This window comes from Stenotrophomonas maltophilia group sp. LNF247 (genome assembly GCF_054083135.1).
Genome location: NZ_JBSRQL010000031.1, coordinates 1 through 18,701, shown reverse-complemented (window position 1 = coordinate 18,701; position 18,701 = coordinate 1). Strand labels below are relative to the sequence as shown.

The 18,701-nt window shown below is 66.3% G+C and carries 17 protein-coding genes; 12 read left to right on the top strand and 5 right to left on the bottom strand.

Going from position 1 to position 18,701, the window contains the following annotated elements; genetic code table 11:
- Nucleotides 1–184: 184 nt before the first annotated feature.
- Together ACTXG9_RS19085 and ACTXG9_RS19080 are read right to left on the bottom strand one after the other, a co-directional pair.
- Nucleotides 185–1,900: a M28 family metallopeptidase gene (locus ACTXG9_RS19085; RefSeq protein WP_206621590.1), complete on the bottom strand. Its 1,716-nt coding sequence runs from the start codon at nt 1,898–1,900 to the stop codon at nt 185–187.
- An 86-nt stretch (nt 1,901–1,986) separates the two neighbouring features.
- Nucleotides 1,987–2,649, bottom strand: a complete 663-nt coding sequence (locus ACTXG9_RS19080; protein ID WP_111098425.1) for a DUF4097 family beta strand repeat-containing protein — start codon at nt 2,647–2,649, stop codon at nt 1,987–1,989.
- Nucleotides 2,650–2,744: 95 nt separating this feature from the next.
- On the opposite strand from ACTXG9_RS19080, the gene ACTXG9_RS19075 reads away from it, so the two are divergent.
- Both ACTXG9_RS19075 and ACTXG9_RS19070 read left to right on the top strand, forming a co-directional pair.
- Nucleotides 2,745–4,046: a murein hydrolase activator EnvC family protein gene (locus ACTXG9_RS19075; protein WP_134731217.1), complete on the top strand. Its 1,302-nt coding sequence runs from the start codon at nt 2,745–2,747 to the stop codon at nt 4,044–4,046.
- A gap of 107 nt (nt 4,047–4,153) precedes the next feature.
- Nucleotides 4,154–5,602, top strand: a complete 1,449-nt coding sequence (locus tag ACTXG9_RS19070) for a S41 family peptidase (RefSeq protein WP_134735034.1) — start codon at nt 4,154–4,156, stop codon at nt 5,600–5,602.
- An 83-nt stretch (nt 5,603–5,685) separates the two neighbouring features.
- Here ACTXG9_RS19070 and ACTXG9_RS19065 read toward each other — a convergent pair whose 3' ends face one another.
- Nucleotides 5,686–6,378 (bottom strand): rhomboid family intramembrane serine protease, encoded by a 693-nt coding sequence (locus tag ACTXG9_RS19065; RefSeq protein WP_019662230.1) that lies wholly within the window; start codon nt 6,376–6,378, stop codon nt 5,686–5,688.
- Nucleotides 6,379–6,607: 229 nt separating this feature from the next.
- Here ACTXG9_RS19065 and ACTXG9_RS19060 point away from each other — a divergent pair, with 229 nt between their 5' ends.
- The 3 genes from ACTXG9_RS19060 (at nt 6,608) to pnuC (ending at nt 9,295) form a co-directional block, all read left to right on the top strand.
- The gene (locus ACTXG9_RS19060) at nt 6,608–8,035 is read left to right on the top strand and encodes an outer membrane protein transport protein (RefSeq protein ID WP_134735033.1); all 1,428 of its coding nucleotides are present in this window, start codon (nt 6,608–6,610) and stop codon (nt 8,033–8,035) included.
- A 143-nt stretch (nt 8,036–8,178) separates the two neighbouring features.
- A complete protein-coding gene (locus tag ACTXG9_RS19055) occupies nt 8,179–8,625 on the top strand; it encodes a hypothetical protein (protein ID WP_171953311.1) in 447 nt (148 codons plus the stop codon).
- Nucleotides 8,626–8,695: 70 nt separating this feature from the next.
- Nucleotides 8,696–9,295 (top strand): nicotinamide riboside transporter PnuC, encoded by a 600-nt coding sequence (gene pnuC / locus ACTXG9_RS19050; protein ID WP_019662228.1) that lies wholly within the window; start codon nt 8,696–8,698, stop codon nt 9,293–9,295.
- Between the two features lie 115 nt (nt 9,296–9,410).
- Here pnuC and putA read toward each other — a convergent pair whose 3' ends face one another.
- On the bottom strand, nt 9,411–12,629 hold the full coding sequence (putA, locus tag ACTXG9_RS19045; protein ID WP_111102235.1) for a bifunctional proline dehydrogenase/L-glutamate gamma-semialdehyde dehydrogenase PutA: 3,219 nt from the start codon (nt 12,627–12,629) through the stop codon (nt 9,411–9,413).
- A gap of 274 nt (nt 12,630–12,903) precedes the next feature.
- Between putA and ACTXG9_RS19040 the strand changes: the two genes are divergently transcribed.
- Genes ACTXG9_RS19040 through ACTXG9_RS19015 form a run of 6 tightly spaced genes read left to right on the top strand, consistent with a single transcriptional unit; the run spans nt 12,904 to nt 17,718 of the window.
- A complete protein-coding gene (locus ACTXG9_RS19040) occupies nt 12,904–13,380 on the top strand; it encodes a DUF2244 domain-containing protein (RefSeq protein WP_004153894.1) in 477 nt (158 codons plus the stop codon).
- A gap of 11 nt (nt 13,381–13,391) precedes the next feature.
- Nucleotides 13,392–14,348, top strand: a complete 957-nt coding sequence (coxB, locus tag ACTXG9_RS19035; RefSeq protein ID WP_206621592.1) for a cytochrome c oxidase subunit II — start codon at nt 13,392–13,394, stop codon at nt 14,346–14,348.
- 59 nt (nt 14,349–14,407) lie between these two features.
- Entirely contained in the window at nt 14,408–16,015 is a 1,608-nt protein-coding gene (gene ctaD, locus ACTXG9_RS19030) for a cytochrome c oxidase subunit I (protein ID WP_111102237.1), read from the top strand.
- 8 nt (nt 16,016–16,023) lie between these two features.
- Nucleotides 16,024–16,242 (top strand): hypothetical protein, encoded by a 219-nt coding sequence (locus ACTXG9_RS19025; RefSeq protein ID WP_111102238.1) that lies wholly within the window; start codon nt 16,024–16,026, stop codon nt 16,240–16,242.
- Complete coding sequence (locus ACTXG9_RS19020) at nt 16,239–16,829, top strand: cytochrome c oxidase assembly protein (protein ID WP_019662223.1); 591 nt, start codon at nt 16,239–16,241, stop codon at nt 16,827–16,829. The genes ACTXG9_RS19025 and ACTXG9_RS19020 overlap by 4 nt, the downstream gene beginning before the upstream one ends.
- A gap of 13 nt (nt 16,830–16,842) precedes the next feature.
- Nucleotides 16,843–17,718, top strand: coding sequence for a cytochrome c oxidase subunit 3 (locus ACTXG9_RS19015; protein WP_005407793.1), 876 nt, complete (start codon nt 16,843–16,845; stop codon nt 17,716–17,718).
- A gap of 20 nt (nt 17,719–17,738) precedes the next feature.
- Here ACTXG9_RS19015 and ACTXG9_RS19010 read toward each other — a convergent pair whose 3' ends face one another.
- Nucleotides 17,739–17,957: a twin transmembrane helix small protein gene (locus ACTXG9_RS19010; protein WP_021202930.1), complete on the bottom strand. Its 219-nt coding sequence runs from the start codon at nt 17,955–17,957 to the stop codon at nt 17,739–17,741.
- 57 nt (nt 17,958–18,014) lie between these two features.
- Between ACTXG9_RS19010 and ACTXG9_RS19005 the strand changes: the two genes are divergently transcribed.
- Nucleotides 18,015–18,701 (top strand): SURF1 family protein (locus ACTXG9_RS19005; RefSeq protein ID WP_457654814.1); only part of this gene is annotated, 687 nt, incomplete at its 3' end.

Below are 18,701 nucleotides of genomic sequence, written 5' to 3'. Positions count from 1 at the left end.
TGGCCGGCAACCCGATGGCGTTACATCGCCCGGTAGATTCATGCCATGCGTGGGTAAGATGGTCCCCACGGAAGGCGGTGCCAACCGAGGTTGGCACCCACCAATGGCAGAGCGTACAAAAAAAGCGGCGCCCCACGGGGCGCCGCTTTGACCTCAACGATGTTCAGTCGAGCATGGCTCGACCCTACTTTGCAGCGGCCGCAGCCTTGTCCTTCATCAACGCGTCGCGGGCAGCCTTGAACGGGTTGCCTTCGTACCAGTTCGGCCAACGATCGCCACCGGCCAGTTCCTTGCCCACGCCGTACATCAACTGAAGGTCTTCGACGGTACCGTCCAGCTTCCAGGTGGCCGCGTCGAACTCGTCCTTCGGGCCGTGGTAACGGTTGGCGCCGTAGTCGGCTGCGGCCTTGCGGCCAGCGTCAACGCCGCCCTCGCGCAGGTCCTCGCCGCCATCGGCGTACAGGGCCGGCACGCCGGCTTTGGCGAAGTTGAAGTGGTCCGAGCGGAAGTAGAAGCCGCTCTGCACCGACGTCTCACCATGCAGCGTGCGGTCCTGGGCAGCGGCCAGCGGCTTGAGGATGTCCTCCAGCTCCGAACTGCCGAAGCCGGTGACGGTCACGTCCTTGGCACGGCCGGCCACTGACATCGCGTCGATGTTGATCACGCCAGCAATCTTGTCCAGCGGGAAAGTCGGATGGGCAACGTAGTACTTCGAACCCAGCAGGCCGGATTCTTCCAGGGTCACCGCCAGGAACACCACCGAGCGCTCCGGCTTCGGATCCTGGTGCGCCATGGCTTCGGCCACTTCGAGAATACCGGCGACGCCGGTCGCATTATCGACGGCGCCGTTGTAGATGTTGTCGCCGGTCTCGCCCTCATGCTTGCCCAGGTGATCCCAGTGCGCCATGTACAGCACCGCCTCGTCAGCGCGCTTGCTACCCGGCAACACACCCACCACGTTGCGCGACTGCTTCTGTGCGATCTGGCTCTTGAGGTCGACCGCAGCGGTGGCCTTCAGCGGCACCGGCTTGAAACCGCGCTTGCTGGCATCCTTGTAGGCCTGCGCCAGGTCCAGGCCGGCTCCGGCAAACAGCGCCTTGGCCGCGTCGGCACTCAGCCAGCCCTGCACCGGAATACGGGCTTCCGGGTCATCCTTGGCCGGCAGGTCGTACTGCGGGCCAGCCCAGGAATTCTTCACCACGTCCCAGCCGTAGGACGCGCCGGCGGTGTCGTGCACGATCAGCGCGGCAGCGGCCCCCTTGCGGGCAGCCTCCTCGAACTTGTACGTCCAGCGGCCGTAGTAGGTCATGCGCTTGCCGTCGAACAGCTTCTCGTCGTCGATATGGAAGCCCGGATCGTTGACGAACATCACGACGGTCTTGCCCTTCCAGTCCTGGCCGGCGTAGTCGTTCCACTTCTGCTCCGGCGCATCGACGCCATAGCCGACGAACACCAGGTCGCTGGCATCGACCTTCACCTCGGCCTGGCCGGTACGGGTGCCGACCACCATGTCGGTGCCGAACTTCAGTTCGGTGGTCTTGCCACCCTGGGTGATCTTCAGCACGGTCGATTCGTCGGCCGTGGTCTCGGTCATCGGTACATCCTGGAACCAGCTGTCGCCGTTGCCGGGCTGCAGGCCGATGCGCTGCATCTGGTCGCGGATGTAGTTGACCGTCAGTTCTTCGCCCTTGCTGCCCGGCGCGCGGCCTTCGAACTCATCCGAAGCCAGGGTCTTGACCATCTCGGCGAAGTCGCCGGCATTGATCTCCGGGGAGAACGCATGCGCAGCCGGCTTGGCAGCTGCGGTATCGGTGGCCGGCGCGGGCGCCGGAGTGTCTTCGCCTTTGCAGGCACTGAGCGCGGCCGCAGCGGCCAGGCACAGGAGGAGTTTGCGGGGCATCGTCGATTCCTGGGTAACAAAGGGCGGCCGCGCGTCGTGCACGACCGGTGTCAGCGAGTATCACCGAACCCGAAGGCGCGGTGCGCTCAGTCCGCGGGAGCGGTTTCGGTGTCGAACGGGATCGGCTCGGCGCCGGTGACCGGGCCGATGCGCGCAGTGCGATGCACGTACAGCACCACCTCGCGTTCGAACTGCAGTGGACCCTTGACCACGGCATTCGGGCCGATGATTACACGCGGCTTGCGGCTGGCGGTCAGCGAGACACTGAAGTTCGGCTTGCGCACATGCACGCCGCCGTTGACCTGCGAACCGATACCGACGGTGATGTCACCGTTGACGGTCTCCACATCCTTGCCGACGCGGCTTTCGACCAGGCCGATGCCACCATTGACGGTCTCGACACCGCCTTCGACCTGGCTGCCGCGATCGGTGAAGATGCTGCCGTTGACGGTGCTGACGCCGCCGCTGGCGATCACTTCGCGGCCCAGGCGTACGCCGCCGTTGACCGTTTCGATCTTGCCGGTGCGCGCGCCGTCGGCGACCTTGACCCCGCCGTTGACGGTGTCGATGCTGCCGGTCTCGACGCCTTCGCCGACGCGGATGCCACCGTTGACGGTGTCCAGCTTGCCGTAGCGCTGGCCGGGTTCGGCGCTGATGCTGCCGTTGACCTTGCTGATGTTCTCCTGCGCACAGACCGGCCCGGTGGCCAGCAGTACGCCCAACAGCAGCGGAATGGAAAGAACTTTCATGGCGACCTCGATGGAAGTGCGGCTGGCAGGCCGCGTGCGGAGATGTCACCATTCCCCGGTAGCCCCCGCAACTGCCTGAAGTCACTGGAAAGCCCTTGCGCGACAACGTCTTCCCATCACGCCGACATCACATCGCCGCTGCCCGCGGCGGTCGCTGCCTGCTGCTGGGGCTGGCGTTTGCGCTGGCCCTGCCGCTGCCCAGCGGTGCGCAGACCACCCGCGAGACCGAGCGCAAGCTGCAGAAACTGCGTACCGAACTGAAGGGCGTGGCGCAGGAGCGACGGCAGATCGAGGGCCAGCGCGGGCAGGCATCGCGGCAGCTGCGCGAGGCCGACGAGAAGGTAGCCCGCACCGGCCGTGCCCTTGCGCAGACGGAAGCCGCGCTGCGCGAGCAGGGCCGCGCCCTGGCCGAAGCCGAGCAGCGCCGCAGCACGCTGCAGGGCAACCTGGCCCAGCAGCACCGCGAACTGGCCGGGCTGTTGCGCGCGGCGTATCAGCTGGGCAACCACGCACCGCTGAAGCTGCTGCTGTCGCAAGACACGGTGGCCGATGCCAACCGCGCCCTGGCCTACCATCGCTACCTGCAGCGCGAGCGTGCGCAGCGGATCACCACGCTGACCGCCGACCTGAAGGAACTGGAAGCACTGCAGGCGCAGATCGCCGAGCGCAAGCAGAAGCTGCAGGGGACGCAGCAGGACCAGAAACAGCAGGCAGCCGCCCTGGAAGCGGACCGCCGCGATCGCGCAAAGACCGTTGCCTCGCTGGAAGAGCGCTTCAAGGACCAGCGCGAGAAGGAACAGGCGCTGGGCCAGGACGCCAAGGCGCTGGAAACATTGCTGGCCAACCTGCGAGCGGCCGCTGCCCGTGCCGAGGCCGAGCGCCGCGCGGCTGCACGCCGTGCGGCAGCGGAGAAGGCCGCCGCCGAACGTGCTGCACGCCAAGCCGCCGCACAGGGCCGGCCGCCACCGCCACCGACCAAGGTGCCGCCTGCGGTCGCATCGGCACCGGCGCCGAAGGTGGGCGGCCTGGGCTGGCCGTTGTCCGGCAACCTGCTGGCCCGCTATGGCGGCAAGCTGCCCGATGGCCGCACCAGCAGTGGCGTGCTGATCGGCGCACCGGCTGGCAGCACGGTCACCGCCGTGGCCGATGGCACCGTGGTGTTCTCCGACTGGATGACCGGCTACGGCATGATCCTGATCGTCGACCACGGCAACGGCTACATGAGCCTGTACGCGCACAACGACACCCTGCTGAAGGATGCCGGTGCGCGGGTCAGCCGCGGTGATGCAGTGGCCAAGGTCGGCAATTCGGGTGGCCAAGGTGTCACCGCGCTGTACTTCGAGCTGCGTCGTGGCGGGCAGCCGGTCAACCCGGACAGCTGGCTGCAGCGGCGCTGAACCCGGCTCGTTACGCACGGGCCGGATTCAACGGGAATTTAGCTGTGCTTCGCGCATAATCGGTGCATGTGCCTTGGGCACCATGCCACCGTCGACAGGAGTGATCCATGCGCGCAGCCCGTACCGCCACCCTCTTGCTGGCCCTGTTGCCAGCGCTGTCCTGGGCGCAGCAGACCGCGCCTGCCCCAAGCCAGGAAACCAGCGGGCAGGCAGCGAACAGCGAGGAGGCGGTGACCTCGAAGGTGCCGCTGGAGGAAATCCGCCGGTTCGTGGCCGTGTACAACGCGGTGCGCGCCGCCTATGTCGACCCGGTCGATGACAAGAAGCTGATGCAGTCAGCCGTGCGTGGCCTGCTGCTCGACCTTGATCCGCACAGCACCTACTTCAACAAGGAAGACGCGCAGGCTTTCGACGAGCAGGCCAACGGTGCCTACGAGGGCATCGGCGTGGAGCTGCAGCAGCAGCCGGACAACGCCAGCATGAAGGTGATCGCGCCGATCGACGACACGCCGGCAGCCAAGGCCGGCATCCTTGCCGGCGATTTGATCATCGCCATCGACGGCAAGCCGATCAGCGCCATCGATGCGAGTGAACCGCTGCGCGGCCCAGCCGGCAGCAAGGTGGTGCTGACCATCGTGCGCGAAGGCAAGCCGAAGCCGTTCGATGTCAGCCTCACCCGCCAGACCATCCGCGTGACCAGCGTGCGCAGCCGCCTGCTGGAACCCGGCTATGGCTACATCCGCCTGAGCACCTTCCAGGCCGATACCGGCTCGGACTTCCAGAAGCACGTGCAGCAGCTGCAGAAGCAGTCCGGTGGCCAGCTCAAGGGCCTGGTGCTGGATCTGCGCAGCAATCCGGGTGGCCTGCTGACGGCCGCCGTGCAGGTAGCCGACGATCTGCTCGACAAGGGCAACATCGTCAGCACCCGTGGCCGCATCAGCATCAGCGATGCCCGATTCGACGCGACCCCAGGCGACCTGCTGAAGGGTGCACCGGTGGTGGTACTGGCCGATGCCGGTTCGGCCAGTGCCTCGGAAGTGCTCGCCGGCGCGCTGCGCGACAACAAGCGCGCCCGAGTGGTTGGCAGCCGCACCTTTGGCAAGGGCTCGGTGCAGACCGTGTTGCCGCTGGACAACGGTGATTCGGTGAAGCTGACCACCGCGCGCTATTACACGCCCAGCGGCAAGTCGATCCAGGCCACCGGCATCGTGCCGGATGTTGAGTTGAAGCCCGCCGCTACGTCGGCGGAGGATGCCCTGCCGGCCAGCCTGAGCGATTACAGCGAAGCCACCCTGCCAGGCCATCTGCGCGGCGACGACGAAGGCACCGAGGGCTACCACGCCGGTGCGGTGCTGCCGGGCGACGGCCCGATCAACGACGCGCTGGCCGAGCTGAAGAACCCCGGTTCGGTGGCTGCACGGTTGAAGGCCGAGGCCGAGAAGGCGGATGCCGCCAAGACCGCGAAGGCCGCTGCGGCGAAGCCGGAAGCGAAGGTCGAACCTAAGCCGGAAGCAAAGCCGGAAGCAAAGCCCGCACCGGCCCCGGCCAAGCCCTGACGGTAGCGCCGGGCCGTGCCCGGCGTCGGCTCAAGGGCGGAAGAAGAAAACAAATGCCGGCCAGCGGCCGGCACTACCCGGCGTCAGAAGCCGTGGCGCTTGCGCAGTCGGCGCGCGATCGCAGCCCGCACGTAGACCCCGTACACGACGCCGAACACGAAGCCACCGATGTGCGCCCACCAGGCCACCATGCCGAAGCTTGGGCCGATGTGGGCGAACACCACCTGCAGTGCCGCCCAGACGCCGATCAGCAGGTACGCCGGGGCGCGCACGAACTCCAGGAACAGGCCGAGCGGGATCACCACGCCCAGCCGTGCGCCAGGGAACAGGGCCAGATACGCACCGATCAGGGCCGACACCGCGCCACTGGCGCCGATGATGATCTGGTCCGGGCTGCCCATGGTGTAGATCGCCACCAGGTTCGACACTGCGCCGCCGACCAGGAACAGCAGCAGCAGCCGCCACGGCCCCAGCACCCGCTCGGCGGGCAGGCCGAAGATCAGCAGGAACACTAGGTTGCCCAGCAGATGTGACCAGTCGGCGTGCAGGAACAGGGCGGTGAACAGGCGCAGCACGCTGCCGTCCTGCAGGGTCGCCCACCAGTCCAGCGGGTGGGTCAGTCCGGTGGACAGGGCGCCCCAGTCCAGCCAGAGGCTGCCGCGGGCATCGTCCGGCCGCGAGATCGACCACAGGAACGCCAACCACAGTGCCGCAAACAGCACGGGCGTGGCCCAGCGCAGGGCCGCCTTCTTGCGGGACGGGAGGGAGACGAACATGGCACTAGCCTAGCGTGCGGGCGCTTGCGGCGGGGATTGTCCTGTTCAGCTTTCGAGACGAGAAAACCGACCGCACCGTTATTGTTTCATTAACGGCTCTGGGTAATACTCGCATACGGCGTCGTATGTCGGGAGGGGAATCCGGCGCGCTCCGATGGGTCCCAGGACCTGTCGGGCGCAGGCGCACTCAGAGCACCATCACCGCTTACCGGAGAGAGAGAGAACTACGATGCAAACCGCTTCCACCATTGCCCGACTGACCCTGCTGGCCGTCGGCGTTGCCGGTGCGCTGGCCGCCGCCGATGCCAATGCTGCCGCCTTCCAGCTGAAGGAAAACAGCGCCAAGGGCCTGGGCCGCGCGTTCGCCGGCTCCACCTCGACCGAAGGTGACGCCTCGGTCATCGCCACCAACCCGGCCTCCATGCGCCTGCTCGACGGCACCCTGGTCCAGGGCGACGTCAGCGCCATCAGCTTCGGCGCCAAGTTCCGCGGCCAGGGCCAGTACGGCAACGGCGCGCCGATTTCCGGTGGCAACGGCGGCGACGCCGGCATGATCGCCCCGGTTCCGGCCGCGTACTTCCACGTGCCGTTCGGCGAGAACGACAACATGCACTTCGGTGCATCGCTGACCGTGCCGTTCGGCTTCAAGACCGAATACGACCGCGACTGGGTCGGCCGCTACAATGGCGTCAAGACCGAGCTGCAGGCGATCGACCTGGGCGTGGCGTTCTCCTATGACGTCAACCCGTACCTGTCGTTCGGTGCTTCGGTGTTCGCTGAGCGCCTGAACGTCGACCTGACCAGCGCTGTCGACACCGGCACCGCGATCAACGCCACCGCCCAGCGCACCGCGGCGGCGCGTGTGCTGGCTGCAGGCGGCACCCCGGCCCAGGCTGCGGCGGCGTCGCAGGCGGCTGCACGCCAGGCCGCCCAGCTCGGCTTCTCGCCGGGCACCGCCGATGGCTACCTGCGCATCAAGGGCGACGAAGTGTCGGTCGGCTACACCCTGGGCATGACGGTTACCCCGGTGGAAGGCACCAACATCGCCTTCAGCTACCGCTCGAAGGTCGAGCACAAGATCACCGATGGCAAGGCCGACTTCACCATCCCGCAGAACGCTGCCGCCTTCCTGGCCACTGCTGCCCCGGGTACCTTCATCGACAGCAACGGCCGCGCCACCATCACCCTGCCGGCCAGCGCCACCGTGGGCTTCACCCACCGCGTGAACGACCAGTGGCAGATCATGGCCGAGGTCACGCGCACGGCGTGGAGCAAGTTCGACCAGGTCACCGTCGACTATGACTCCAACCAGCCGGACAGCGTGCTGCCGTTCCACTACCGCGACACCACCTTCGCGTCGATCGGTACCGATTTCCGCGTGAACGACAAGCTGACCCTGCGTGGCGGCCTGGCCTACGACCAGACCCCGACCACCGACGCCCACCGTGACGTGCGCGTGCCGGACACCACCCGCAAGTGGCTGTCGCTGGGCCTGACCTACGCCGCTTCGGACAAGATGGAATACAGCGTGGGTTACACCCACCTGTTCACCAAGGATCCGAACATCACCTCGACCTCGGCCACTGCCAACACCGTGACCGGCAAGTACAAGGTGAGCGGCGACGTGCTGGCGGCGTCGATGCAGTACAAGTTCTGATTCGGGCGATTGCCTGAAGCAGGACAAGGAGGGCCCCGCGCAGGCGGGGCCTTTTTTTATGCATGGATGACGCTTCCGGCTCGTGACTTTATTGGGAGTGCCTGCCACCTTGCCGGGATTTACGCAGTGCAGGCGAATACAAAATGGTTGATCGTCGCTACCAGAAGCGGATGATCCGATACTGGGCTCGGGAAGAGGCCAAGGCGAACGCGACTCTGGATCGCGTGCTGGAGTCGGAATGGTTCGACTACTGGCACACGCATCTTGACTGGATGGGGCGCGGCAATCGCCATATCAGTGATCGCTTCGCCGTTGCCGCAGGGCTCCTGCGGCTGCTTGAACGGGTTGCGTCGAGCGAGCGGGAGCATGTGCAGTGTTGGGTGACGCTGGCGCCGGATACCGGTCAGAGTGCGTTGTTCCTGCATTCGCCGAATCCTCAGAGAACCCCATGGCCGCATCCGTTCGATGGCGTGATCTGGGACATCGTTCCGCCTGACTGGCTTGCGCCGTTGCTCTCTTCAGCCGGCCTGCAGCCAGGACGTTGGGGAAGCGGAGAGAGACAGCAGTTGTTGGTGCGCGCGCGGCCTTGATTCCATCCACGCGTGCTGTGGATCTATTGGTCCGACGACGCAGGGCGCGGATCTACGCGACAATGGTGCGATGAACCTGTCCGACCCGAGCTTCCAGCTGGAGCTGGCCGCCAACATCGCCGTCGCCGGCTCGATCCTGTTGGCCGGCCGCAACAACGTGCACACCTGGTGGCTGGGCATCGTCGGCTGTGCATTGTTTGCTGCCGTGTTCGAACGCTCGCACCTGTACGCGGACATGGTGCTGCAGTTCTTCTTCATCGCCATCAGCGTGCTGGGCTGGTGGCAGTGGCTGCGCGGCGATCATGGTGCGCCGTTGCCGATTACTTCATTGCGGCCGCGTGCCTGGGCCTGGCTGGCGCCGCTGGCGGTAGTGGCCACCTTCGGCTACGGCTGGATGCTGACCCGACTGACCAATGCCTATGCGCCGTACATCGATTCGGCGGTACTGGTGTTGAGCGTGATCGCGCAGATCCTGATGATGCGGCGCAAGCTGGAGTCGTGGTGGGTCTGGCTGCTGGTAAACACCGTTGCAGTGCCGCTGTACTACAGCCGTGGCCTGCACCTGACCTCGATCCTGTACATCGGTTTCTGGGTCAATGCACTTGTTGCTCTCGGGCACTGGCGCAATCTGATGCGGGCCGAGGCCACGACGGCACCTGAATTCCTGTAGAGCCGAGCCCACGCTCGGCTGCGCCAGGAAAGCCGAGCGTGGGCTCGGCTCTACAGGCAAAGTACAAAAAACCCCGCTTTCGCGGGGTTTCTCGTTTGCCGCATCAACCGGGCGATCAGTCGCCCAGGGTCAGCAGCGAAGCGTTGCCGCCGGCGGCGGTGGTGTTCACCGTCACCGTCTTTTCGGTGGCAAAGCGCAGCAGGTAGTGCGGGCCGCCGGCCTTCGGGCCGGTGCCGGACAGGCCCTGGCCGCCGAACGGCTGCACGCCGACCACTGCACCGATCTGGTTGCGGTTGACGTACACGTTGCCGACATGGACGCCATTGCTGATGCGGTCAACGGTTTCGTCGATGCGCGAATGCACGCCCAGGGTCAGGCCGTAGCCAGTAGCGTTGATCTGGTCGATCACCGCGTCGAGCTGGTCGCCCTTCCAGCGGATCACGTGCAGGACCGGACCGAAGACTTCCTTCTGCAGCTGGCCCAGGTCCTTCAGTTCGTATGCGCGCGGCGCGAAGAAGGTGCCGTGCGCCGTTTCGGCGGACAGCTCGGCGGCGGCGATCAGGCGCGCTTCGCGGTCCATGCGCTCAGCGTGTTCCTGCAGGATCTTCAGCGCGTCGGCGTCGATCACCGGGCCGACGTCGGTAGACAGCAGGCCCGGGTTGCCGACCTTCAGTTCCTTCATCGCACCGGCCAGCATGGTCATCACCTTGTCGGCGATGTCGTCCTGCACGAACAGCACGCGCGCGGCCGAGCAACGCTGGCCGGCGGAGGTGAAGGCCGAACCGATCGCGTCCTTGACCAGCTGTTCCGGCAGCGCCGAGGAATCGGCGATGAAGGCGTTCTGGCCACCGGTCTCGGCGATCAGCACGCCGATGGCGGCGTCACGCGCGGCCATCGCACGGTTGATCGCACGGGCGGTCTCGGTGGAGCCGGTGAAGGCCACGCCGGCCACGCGCGGGTCGGCGGTCAGCGCTGCACCCACGGTGGCGCCGTCGCCCGGCAGGAACTGCACCACCTCGGCCGGCACGCCGGCATCGTGCAGCAGCTTCACCGCGTAGTAGCCGATCAGGTTGGTCTGCTCGGCCGGCTTGGCGATGACGCTGTTGCCGGCGGCCAGTGCGGCGGCGACCTGGCCCAGGAAGATCGCCAGCGGGAAGTTCCACGGGCTGATGCAGACGAACACGCCGCGGCCGTGCAGCTGCAGCTCGTTGGATTCACCGGTCGGGCTGGGCAGCTTCTCGGCGTGGCTGAACTGCTCGCGCGCCTGCTTGGCGTAGTAGCGCAGGAAATCCACGGCTTCGCGCACTTCGGCGATGCTGTCGGGCAGGCTCTTGCCGGCTTCCTTCACGCACAGCGCCATGAACTCCGGCATGCGCGCTTCCAGCTGGTCGGCGGCGTGCTCGAGGATGGCGGCGCGGCTGGCGGCCGGGGTGCGGTTCCAGGCCGGTTGTGCGGCCACGGCGTTGGCCAGGGCCTTCTGCACGGTGGCGGCATCGGCGGCCAGCCACTGGCCGACCACTTCGCGGGTGTCGGCCGGGTTGGTCACCGGCAGCGCGGCGCCGGCCGGGTTGGCACCCGGTACCAGCGGCGAGGCCTGCCACGGCTTCACGGCGGCGTTGAGCTGCTCGGCCAGGGCGCGCAGTTCGTTGTCGTTGGCGAGGTTGGCGCCCATGGAGTTCTTCCTGTCGTGGTTCTGGCTGCGCAGCAGGTCAACCGGCAGCGGGATCTTGGGATGCGGAATCGATTCGAACGAGGCGACCATCTCGACCGGATCGCGGATCAGGTCGGCGATCGGCACGCGCTCGTCGGTGATGCGGTTGACGAAGCTGGAGTTGGCACCGTTTTCCAGCAGGCGGCGCACCAGGTACGGCAGCAGGTCTTCGTGCGAACCGACCGGGGCGTACACGCGGCAGGGCAGGTTCAAGCGATCGGCCGGCACCACTTCGGCGTACAGGTCGTCGCCCATGCCGTGCAGCTTCTGGTGCTCGTACACGCCGCCGTTGGCGATGCTGCGCACGGCCGCGATGGTGTGCGCGTTGTGCGTGGCGAACATCGGGTAGATCGCATCCGCATGGGTGAACAGCCGCTTGGCGCAGGCCAGGTAGGACACATCGGTGTTCTGCTTACGGGTGAACACCGGGTAGCCCGGGTAGCCTTCGATCTGCGCGCGCTTGATCTCGGCATCCCAGTAGGCGCCCTTGACCAGGCGCACCTGCAGGCGGCGGCCGGCGCGGCGTGCCATGTCGGCCAGGTGGTCGATCGTGTACGGCGTGCGCTTCTGGTAGGCCTGCACGACCACGCCGAAGCCATCCCAGCCGGCCAGCGAGGCGTCGGAGAACACCTGCTCGATGATGTCCAGCGACAGTTCCAGGCGATCGGACTCTTCGGCGTCGACGGTGCAGCCGATGCCATAGCTCTTGGCCAGCTGCGCCAGTTCCAGCACGCCCGGCACCAGGTCTTTCAGCACGCGCTCGCGCTTGGCGTGCTCGTAGCGCGGGTACAGCGCCGACAGCTTGATCGAGATGCCCGGCGCGTTGTTGACGTCGCCATCCGGACGGCCGCCGCGTGCCTTGTGATCGCCCCCGATGGCGTGGATCGCACGACGGTAGTCTTCCAGGTAGCGCAGCGCGTCCTTCATGGTCAGCGCGCCTTCGCCCAGCATGTCGAACGAGTAGCGGTAGCTGGCGTTGTCGCCCTTGTGCGAGCGCGCCAGCGCTTCGCTGATGGTGCGGCCCATGACGAACTGGTGGCCCATGATCTTCATGGCCTGGCGCACGGCCAGGCGCACCACCGGCTCACCGACGCGGCCGACCAGGCGCTTGAATGCGCTGGGCGCATCGGCGCGCGTGGCGTCGTTCATCTGCACCAGCTTGCCGGTCAGCATCAGGCCCCAGGTGGAGGCATTGACCAGCACCGAGTCGCTGCCGCCCAGGTGCTTTTCCCAGTCGGCATCGGCCAGCTTGTCGCGGATCAGCTTGTCGGCGGTGTCCTGGTCCGGAATACGCAGCAGCGCTTCGGCCACGCACATCAGCAGCACGCCTTCCTCGCTGCCCAGGTCGTACTGGCGCATGAAGGCTTCGATCGCGCCCTGGTCCTTGGCACGCACGCGCACGCGGCCGACCAGGTCGGCGGCCAGCGCCTGCACCCTGGCCTGTTCCTCGGCGGGCAGGCGCGCCTGCGCCAGCAGCTCGCGGACGTGGCTGGCCTCGTCCTTCAACCAGGCATCGGTGATGGCCTGGCGGAACGGGTTGGGGGGCGCCGGCAGTTCCGGCGACAGCAGCGCGCCCGGACGCGGGGCGTCGTGGGCGGCAGGGGAGGAGGAAGGTGCGTTCATGCCGGTCCGGCCAGTGGAAAACTTGGCGATTTTAATCATTTTTGCGGCCTTCGGAAGTGCCACGCAGACACCTTCATGAAGGGCTGATAGCCACTAACGGTGGTGGATTCGGCGTGTTCAGCAAACCCGGCGATATTTGTGCTGAATTCGTCATCCGTGCCGCCGACCGCATGCTGTGTTGCAGCATCGGAAAAAGTGTGAATGCACCCTTGCTACCGGCGAGAGGGCGGGGCTACCATCGAGACGTTTCCCGCGGCAGGAACGCGGTTGCGACATGATCGAGGTGCTTCCAGCTCCGGATGGGTCAGGTACGCAGCTGCGGCTGCGTCCCCCACGGGCGCTCGATGCCCGGCAGTTCGTCCTGTTGTTCACCGTGTTGTCGGGTGCGATGTGGCTGGTGTCCGCCCTCGGGTGGTTGGCCGGCAATGCGTTCGCCCCCCTGTTCGCGCTGCTGTACAGCCTGGTGCTGGCGGCGGCGCTGCGTGCCTTGTGGCGCAGCGGTGAACGGCAGGAGGAGATCCGGGTAGTGCCGGCGTACGTGGAGGTCATCCCCGTACCCGGTGGATCGCCGGTGTTCCGGGCCCACCCCCATTGGGTGCGCCTGCTCACCGACGATGAGAGGGTCCGGCTGGCGTCCAGCGGCCGGCAGGTGGAGGTGGGGAGTTTCCTCGCGCCGGCCGAACGTCAGACGCTTGCAGAGACACTTGAAAGCTTGCTCGCCGCCAGCGATGGCGGCAACCGACGACGCTAAGGGTCTAGGCAATGAAGCAAAGCAGCAGGTGGGGCACGAAGTGCGTGAACGCGGTTGCCGCAGTGCTGGCGACCGGGGGACTGATGCCGGCGTTGGCCTGGGCCCAGGCGGCCGATCCGAAGCCGTGGCAGCTGAACATGGGCAAGGGGGTGACCCAGACCTCGCGCCTGGCCTGGGAATCGAACAACCTTTCGTTGATCATCTGCACGGTGATCGGCGTCATCGTGTTCGGCGCGATGGCCTACGCCATCTTCAAGTTCCGCAAATCCAAGGGCGCGGTCGCCGCCACCTTCAGCCATAACACCAAGGCCGAGATCATCTGGACGGTGATCCCGGTGATCATCCTGATCGTGATGGCCTGGCCGGCCACCGCCAACCTGATCAAGATGTACGACACCCGCGATGCCGAGATGACGGTGAAGGTCACCGGCTACCAGTGGATGTGGAAATACGAATACCTCGGCGAGAACGTCACCTTCACCAGCCGCCTGGACCGCGAGTCCGACCGCGTGCGGCAGAGTGGCATCGTGCCGACCCGCGAAAGCCATCCGCACTACCTGCTGGATGTCGACAACCGCCTGGTGCTGCCGGTCGATACCAAGGTGCGTTTCGTCATCACTTCCGATGATGTGATCCACGCCTGGTGGGTGCCGGCGCTGGGCTGGAAGCAGGACGCCATCCCCGGCTTCATCAACGAAGCCTGGACCCGCATCGAGCAGCCCGGTGTCTACCGCGGCCAGTGCGCCGAGCTGTGCGGCAAGGACCACGGCTTCATGCCGATCGTGGTCGAGGCGGTGTCCAAGGAGGACTTCAGGAAGTGGCTGGCGCAGCGCAAGCCGGCGCCGCCCGCCGAGCCCGCCACGCCTGCGGCACCTGCCGAACCGACTGCACCGGCGGGCGAGGCACCGGCTGCGCCTGCTGCTGCCGAAGCGGGCAGCGCGCCTGCCAGCGCGGCCAGCGGAGCGTGATGTAAAGCCCGCGGCCGCTCGCGGCCGTGGTGACAACCGATTCTGAGAGGTGTTTTGCAATGGCGCACTCGGCAGTTGGGCACGACGATCACCATCACCACCAGAGCTTCTTCGAGCGTTGGTTCTTCTCGACCAACCACAAGGACATCGGCACGCTGTACCTCGGTTTCAGCTTCATCATGTTCATCATCGGCGCGGCGATGAGCGTGGTGATCCGCGCCGAGCTGGCGCAGCCGGGCCTGCAGTTCGTCAAGCCCGAGTTCTTCAACCAGATGACCACCGTGCATGCGCTGGTGATGATCTTCGGTGGCGTGATGCCGGCCTTCGTCGGCCTGGCCAACTGGATGATCCCGCTGCAGATCGGCGCGCCGGACATGGCGCTGCCGCGCATGAACAACTGGTCGTTCTGGTTGCTGCCGGTGGCTTTCAGCCTGCTGCTGCTGACCCTGTTCCTACCCGGTGGTGCCCCGGCGGGTGGCTGGACGCTGTATCCGCCGCTGTCGCTGCAGGGCGGCTACAACGTGGCCTTCAGCGTGTTCGCCATCCACGTGGCCGGCATCAGTTCGATCATGGGTGCGATCAACATCATCGCCACTGTGCTGAACATGCGCGCGCCGGGCATCGACCTGCTGAAGATGCCGATCTTCTGCTGGGCCTGGCTGATCACCGCCTTCCTGCTGATCGCGGTGATGCCGGTGCTGGCCGGTGCGGTGACCATGCTGCTGACCGACAAGTTCTTCGGCACCAGCTTCTTCAATGCCGCCGGTGGCGGTGACCCGGTGATGTACCAGCACATCTTCTGGTTCTTCGGCCATCCCGAGGTCTACATCATGATCCTGCCCGCCTTCGGCGTGGTCAGCGAGATCATCCCGACCTTCAGCCGCAAGCCGCTCTTCGGCTACCAGGCGATGGTGTACGCCACCGCCGCGATCGCGTTCCTGTCGTTCATCGTCTGGGCCCACCACATGTTCACCGTGGGCATGCCGCTGGGCGGCGAGATCTACTTCATGTTCGCCACCATGCTGATCTCGATCCCGACCGGCGTGAAGGTGTTCAACTGGGTCAGCACCATGTGGCGTGGCTCGCTGACGTTCGAGGCACCGATGCTGTGGTCGGTGGCCTTCGTCATCCTGTTCACCATCGGTGGCTTCTCCGGCCTGATGCTGGCGATCGTCGCCGCCGACTTCCAGTACCACGACACCTACTTCGTGGTCGCCCACTTCCACTACGTGCTGGTGACCGGTGCGGTGTTCGCGCTGATCGCCGCGGTGTACTACTGGTGGCCGAAGTGGACCGGGCGGATGTACAGCGAGAAGTGGGCCAAGGTGCACTTCTGGTGGTCGATCGTATTCGTCAACCTGTTGTTCTTCCCGCAGCATTTCCTCGGCCTGGCCGGCATGCCGCGCCGCATTCCCGACTACAGCGTGGCGTTTGCCGACTGGAACCTGATCAGCTCGATCGGTGCGTTCGGCATGTTCGTCACCCCGTTCATGATGGCCGCGATCCTGCTGTCGTCGCTGCGCAGCGGTGAGAAGGCCGAAGCACGCAGCTGGGAAGGTGCACGCGGGCTGGAGTGGACGCTGCCGTCGCCGGCACCGGCGCATACCTTCACCACGCCGCCGACCATCCGCCCGGGCGATCTGGCGCATGACGACATCACGCATTGAGGTGGGGCATGCATAACGAGAGCCCACTGCAAACCTGTAGAGCCGAGTCATGCTCGGCTGACGTGGAGCAGCCGAGCATGGCTCGGCTCTACAACAGCCCGGGCGACGCCCCGGAAAACGGCATCGAACAGCAGCGCCAGCGCGCCAGGCGCACGGCGATGTGGGTCGGCGCCATCGCGGTGCTGGTCTACGTCGGCTTCATCCTCAGCGGGGTGATCGGCCGATGAGCGAGGCGCCAGCCAGCACACCGTCTCGCAGTGCCGGGCTGCCGCGCCTGATCGGCGTGGCGGTGGCGGTGTTCCTGCTGACCTTCTCGCTGGTGCCGCTGTACCGCATTGCCTGCGAAAAGGTATTCGGCGTGCGCCTGGAACGCGGCCCGGGTGGTGAAGCCAGTACGGGTGCTGCAGCTGGCAAGCGCACCGTGCGGGTGGAGTTCGATGGCGGCGTCAATTCGCGCCTGCCGTGGTCGTTCCATCCCGAGCAGCTGACCATGGATGTGGTGCCCGGCGAACTCAACGAGGCGCTGTACTTCGCCCGCAACGACAGCCAGCAGGCGGTGGTCGGCAGTGCGGTGCCTTCGGTGGCGCCGGCGCGTGCCTCGGGCTTCTTCAGCAAGACCGAATGTTTCTGTTTCACCGCGCAGACGCTGCAGGCCGGCGAGAAGCGCGACATGCCGGTGCGTTTCATCGTCGATCCGGACCTGCCGCCGGAGATCAAGACGATCACCTTGTCCTACACCTTCTACCGCAACGACGCGCTGTCCGATCGGCTGGCCCCGGCCGCCACCTCGGACGGCGCGCACGCCGCACCCTGACCCGGATACCGACATGGCCCAGACACCGACCGACGCCAACGTGTACTTCGTCCCGGCCCAGAGCAAATGGCCGTTCGTGGGCTCCATCGCGATGATGGTGACCATGGTGGGCGTGGCCAGCTGGCTCAACGATGCCAGCTGGGGGCGCTGGACGTTCTACATCGGTATCGCGATGCTGGTGCTGACGTTGTTCTGGTGGTTCAGCGACGTGGTGCGCGAATCGCAGGCGGGCAACTACAACCACCAGGTCGATGGCTCGTTCCGGATGGGGATGATCTGGTTCATCTTCTCCGAAGTGATGTTCTTCGGCGCCTTCTTTGGCGCGCTGTTCTACACCCGCAACCTGGGCCTGTCGTGGCTGAGCGGCGAAGGCCGCGGGGTGATGACCAACGAGCTGCTCTGGCAGGGTTATTCCGCCGGCTGGCCGACCAACGGGCCGGCGGCGATCGGTGGCGCGTTCCAGACCATCCCGGCCTGGGGCCTGCCGCTGATCAACACGCTGATCCTGCTGACCTCCGGCGTGACCTTGACCATCGCCCACCACGCGCTGAAGGCCGGCAACCGCCGCCAGCTGCTGATCTGGCTGGGCCTGACCGTGGTGCTTGGCCTGGGCTTCCTGACCCTGCAGGCGGAGGAGTACATCCACGCTTACAAAGAACTGAACCTGACGCTCGGCTCGGGCATCTACGGTTCAACCTTTTTCATGCTGACCGGCTTCCACGGCGCGCACGTGCTGCTGGGCACGATCATGCTGATCGTGATGTGGCTGCGTTCGGCCAAGGGACACTTCACCCGCGACAACCATTTCGGTTTCGAAGCCGCCGCGTGGTACTGGCACTTCGTCGACGTGGTGTGGCTGATGCTGTTCCTGTTCGTCTACGTGCTTTGACCGCGCACGCATCGGTGGCCTCAGCCGCCGACGCCGTGCGGCTTGATCCAGCCCATGTAGATGCTCACGATCACCAGCAGGATCAACGCGACCGACACCCCGATGCGGCGTGTCAGTGCGTTGACCGTGCGCTTGGTCTGGCCGCGGTCGACCAGCAGGTAATACAGGCCGGCGCCCAGATTCCAGACGATGACGATCAGAAACGCGATTACCAGCAGGGTCTTCAGCGAATCACTCATGCGCGGCTCGAGGGCAGGGTGGATGTGCCTATCTGACCGCGTTTGCGCGGACTTGTCATGATGCGCCAGCACACGCGCGTGCTCGGATGGCTGCTGGCCGTGCTGGCAATGGCCGGTTTCACCGCATTGGGGCTGTGGCAGCTGCAGCGCATGCATGCCAAACAGGCAATGTTGGATGCACAGGGTCCAGCCGCAGCGCAGGTACTGTCGTTGGCGCAGGCGCTGGCAGCGCCCGGTGCGTTGCATGGCGTGGCCGACCACGGTCGCTTCCTGCCCGGCGTAGTGCTGCTGGACAACCAGACCCGGCACGGCCGTGCCGGCGTGAAGATCTACCGCCCGTTCCGCAGTGACGAGGGCAGTGTGTTGCTGGTCGATCTGGGATGGCGCGCGCTGCCGCCGGATCGCACGCTTCCGGAGGTGCCGTCGCCGCCTTCGCCGGTGGCCGTACGTGGGTTGCTGGCGCCGCCGCCGTCAGCAGGACTGGCACTGGGCCCGGCGTTCTCCACCACCGATGAAGCGGGCCGCTGGCTGGCCAGCCGGTTGCCGGCCGAAGGCCTGGCCCGCGCGCTGGGGGTACAGTCACTTCCCGATCGTGTACTGCGCCTGGACCCGGCGCTGCCCTTCGGCGACGAACGTGATCTGGACCTGCTGCCGAACACGCTGCCGCCGCAGCGCCACCTGGGCTACGCCGTGCAGTGGTTCGGCCTGGCCCTGACCGTGCTGGTGGTCGTGCTGGTACTGGAG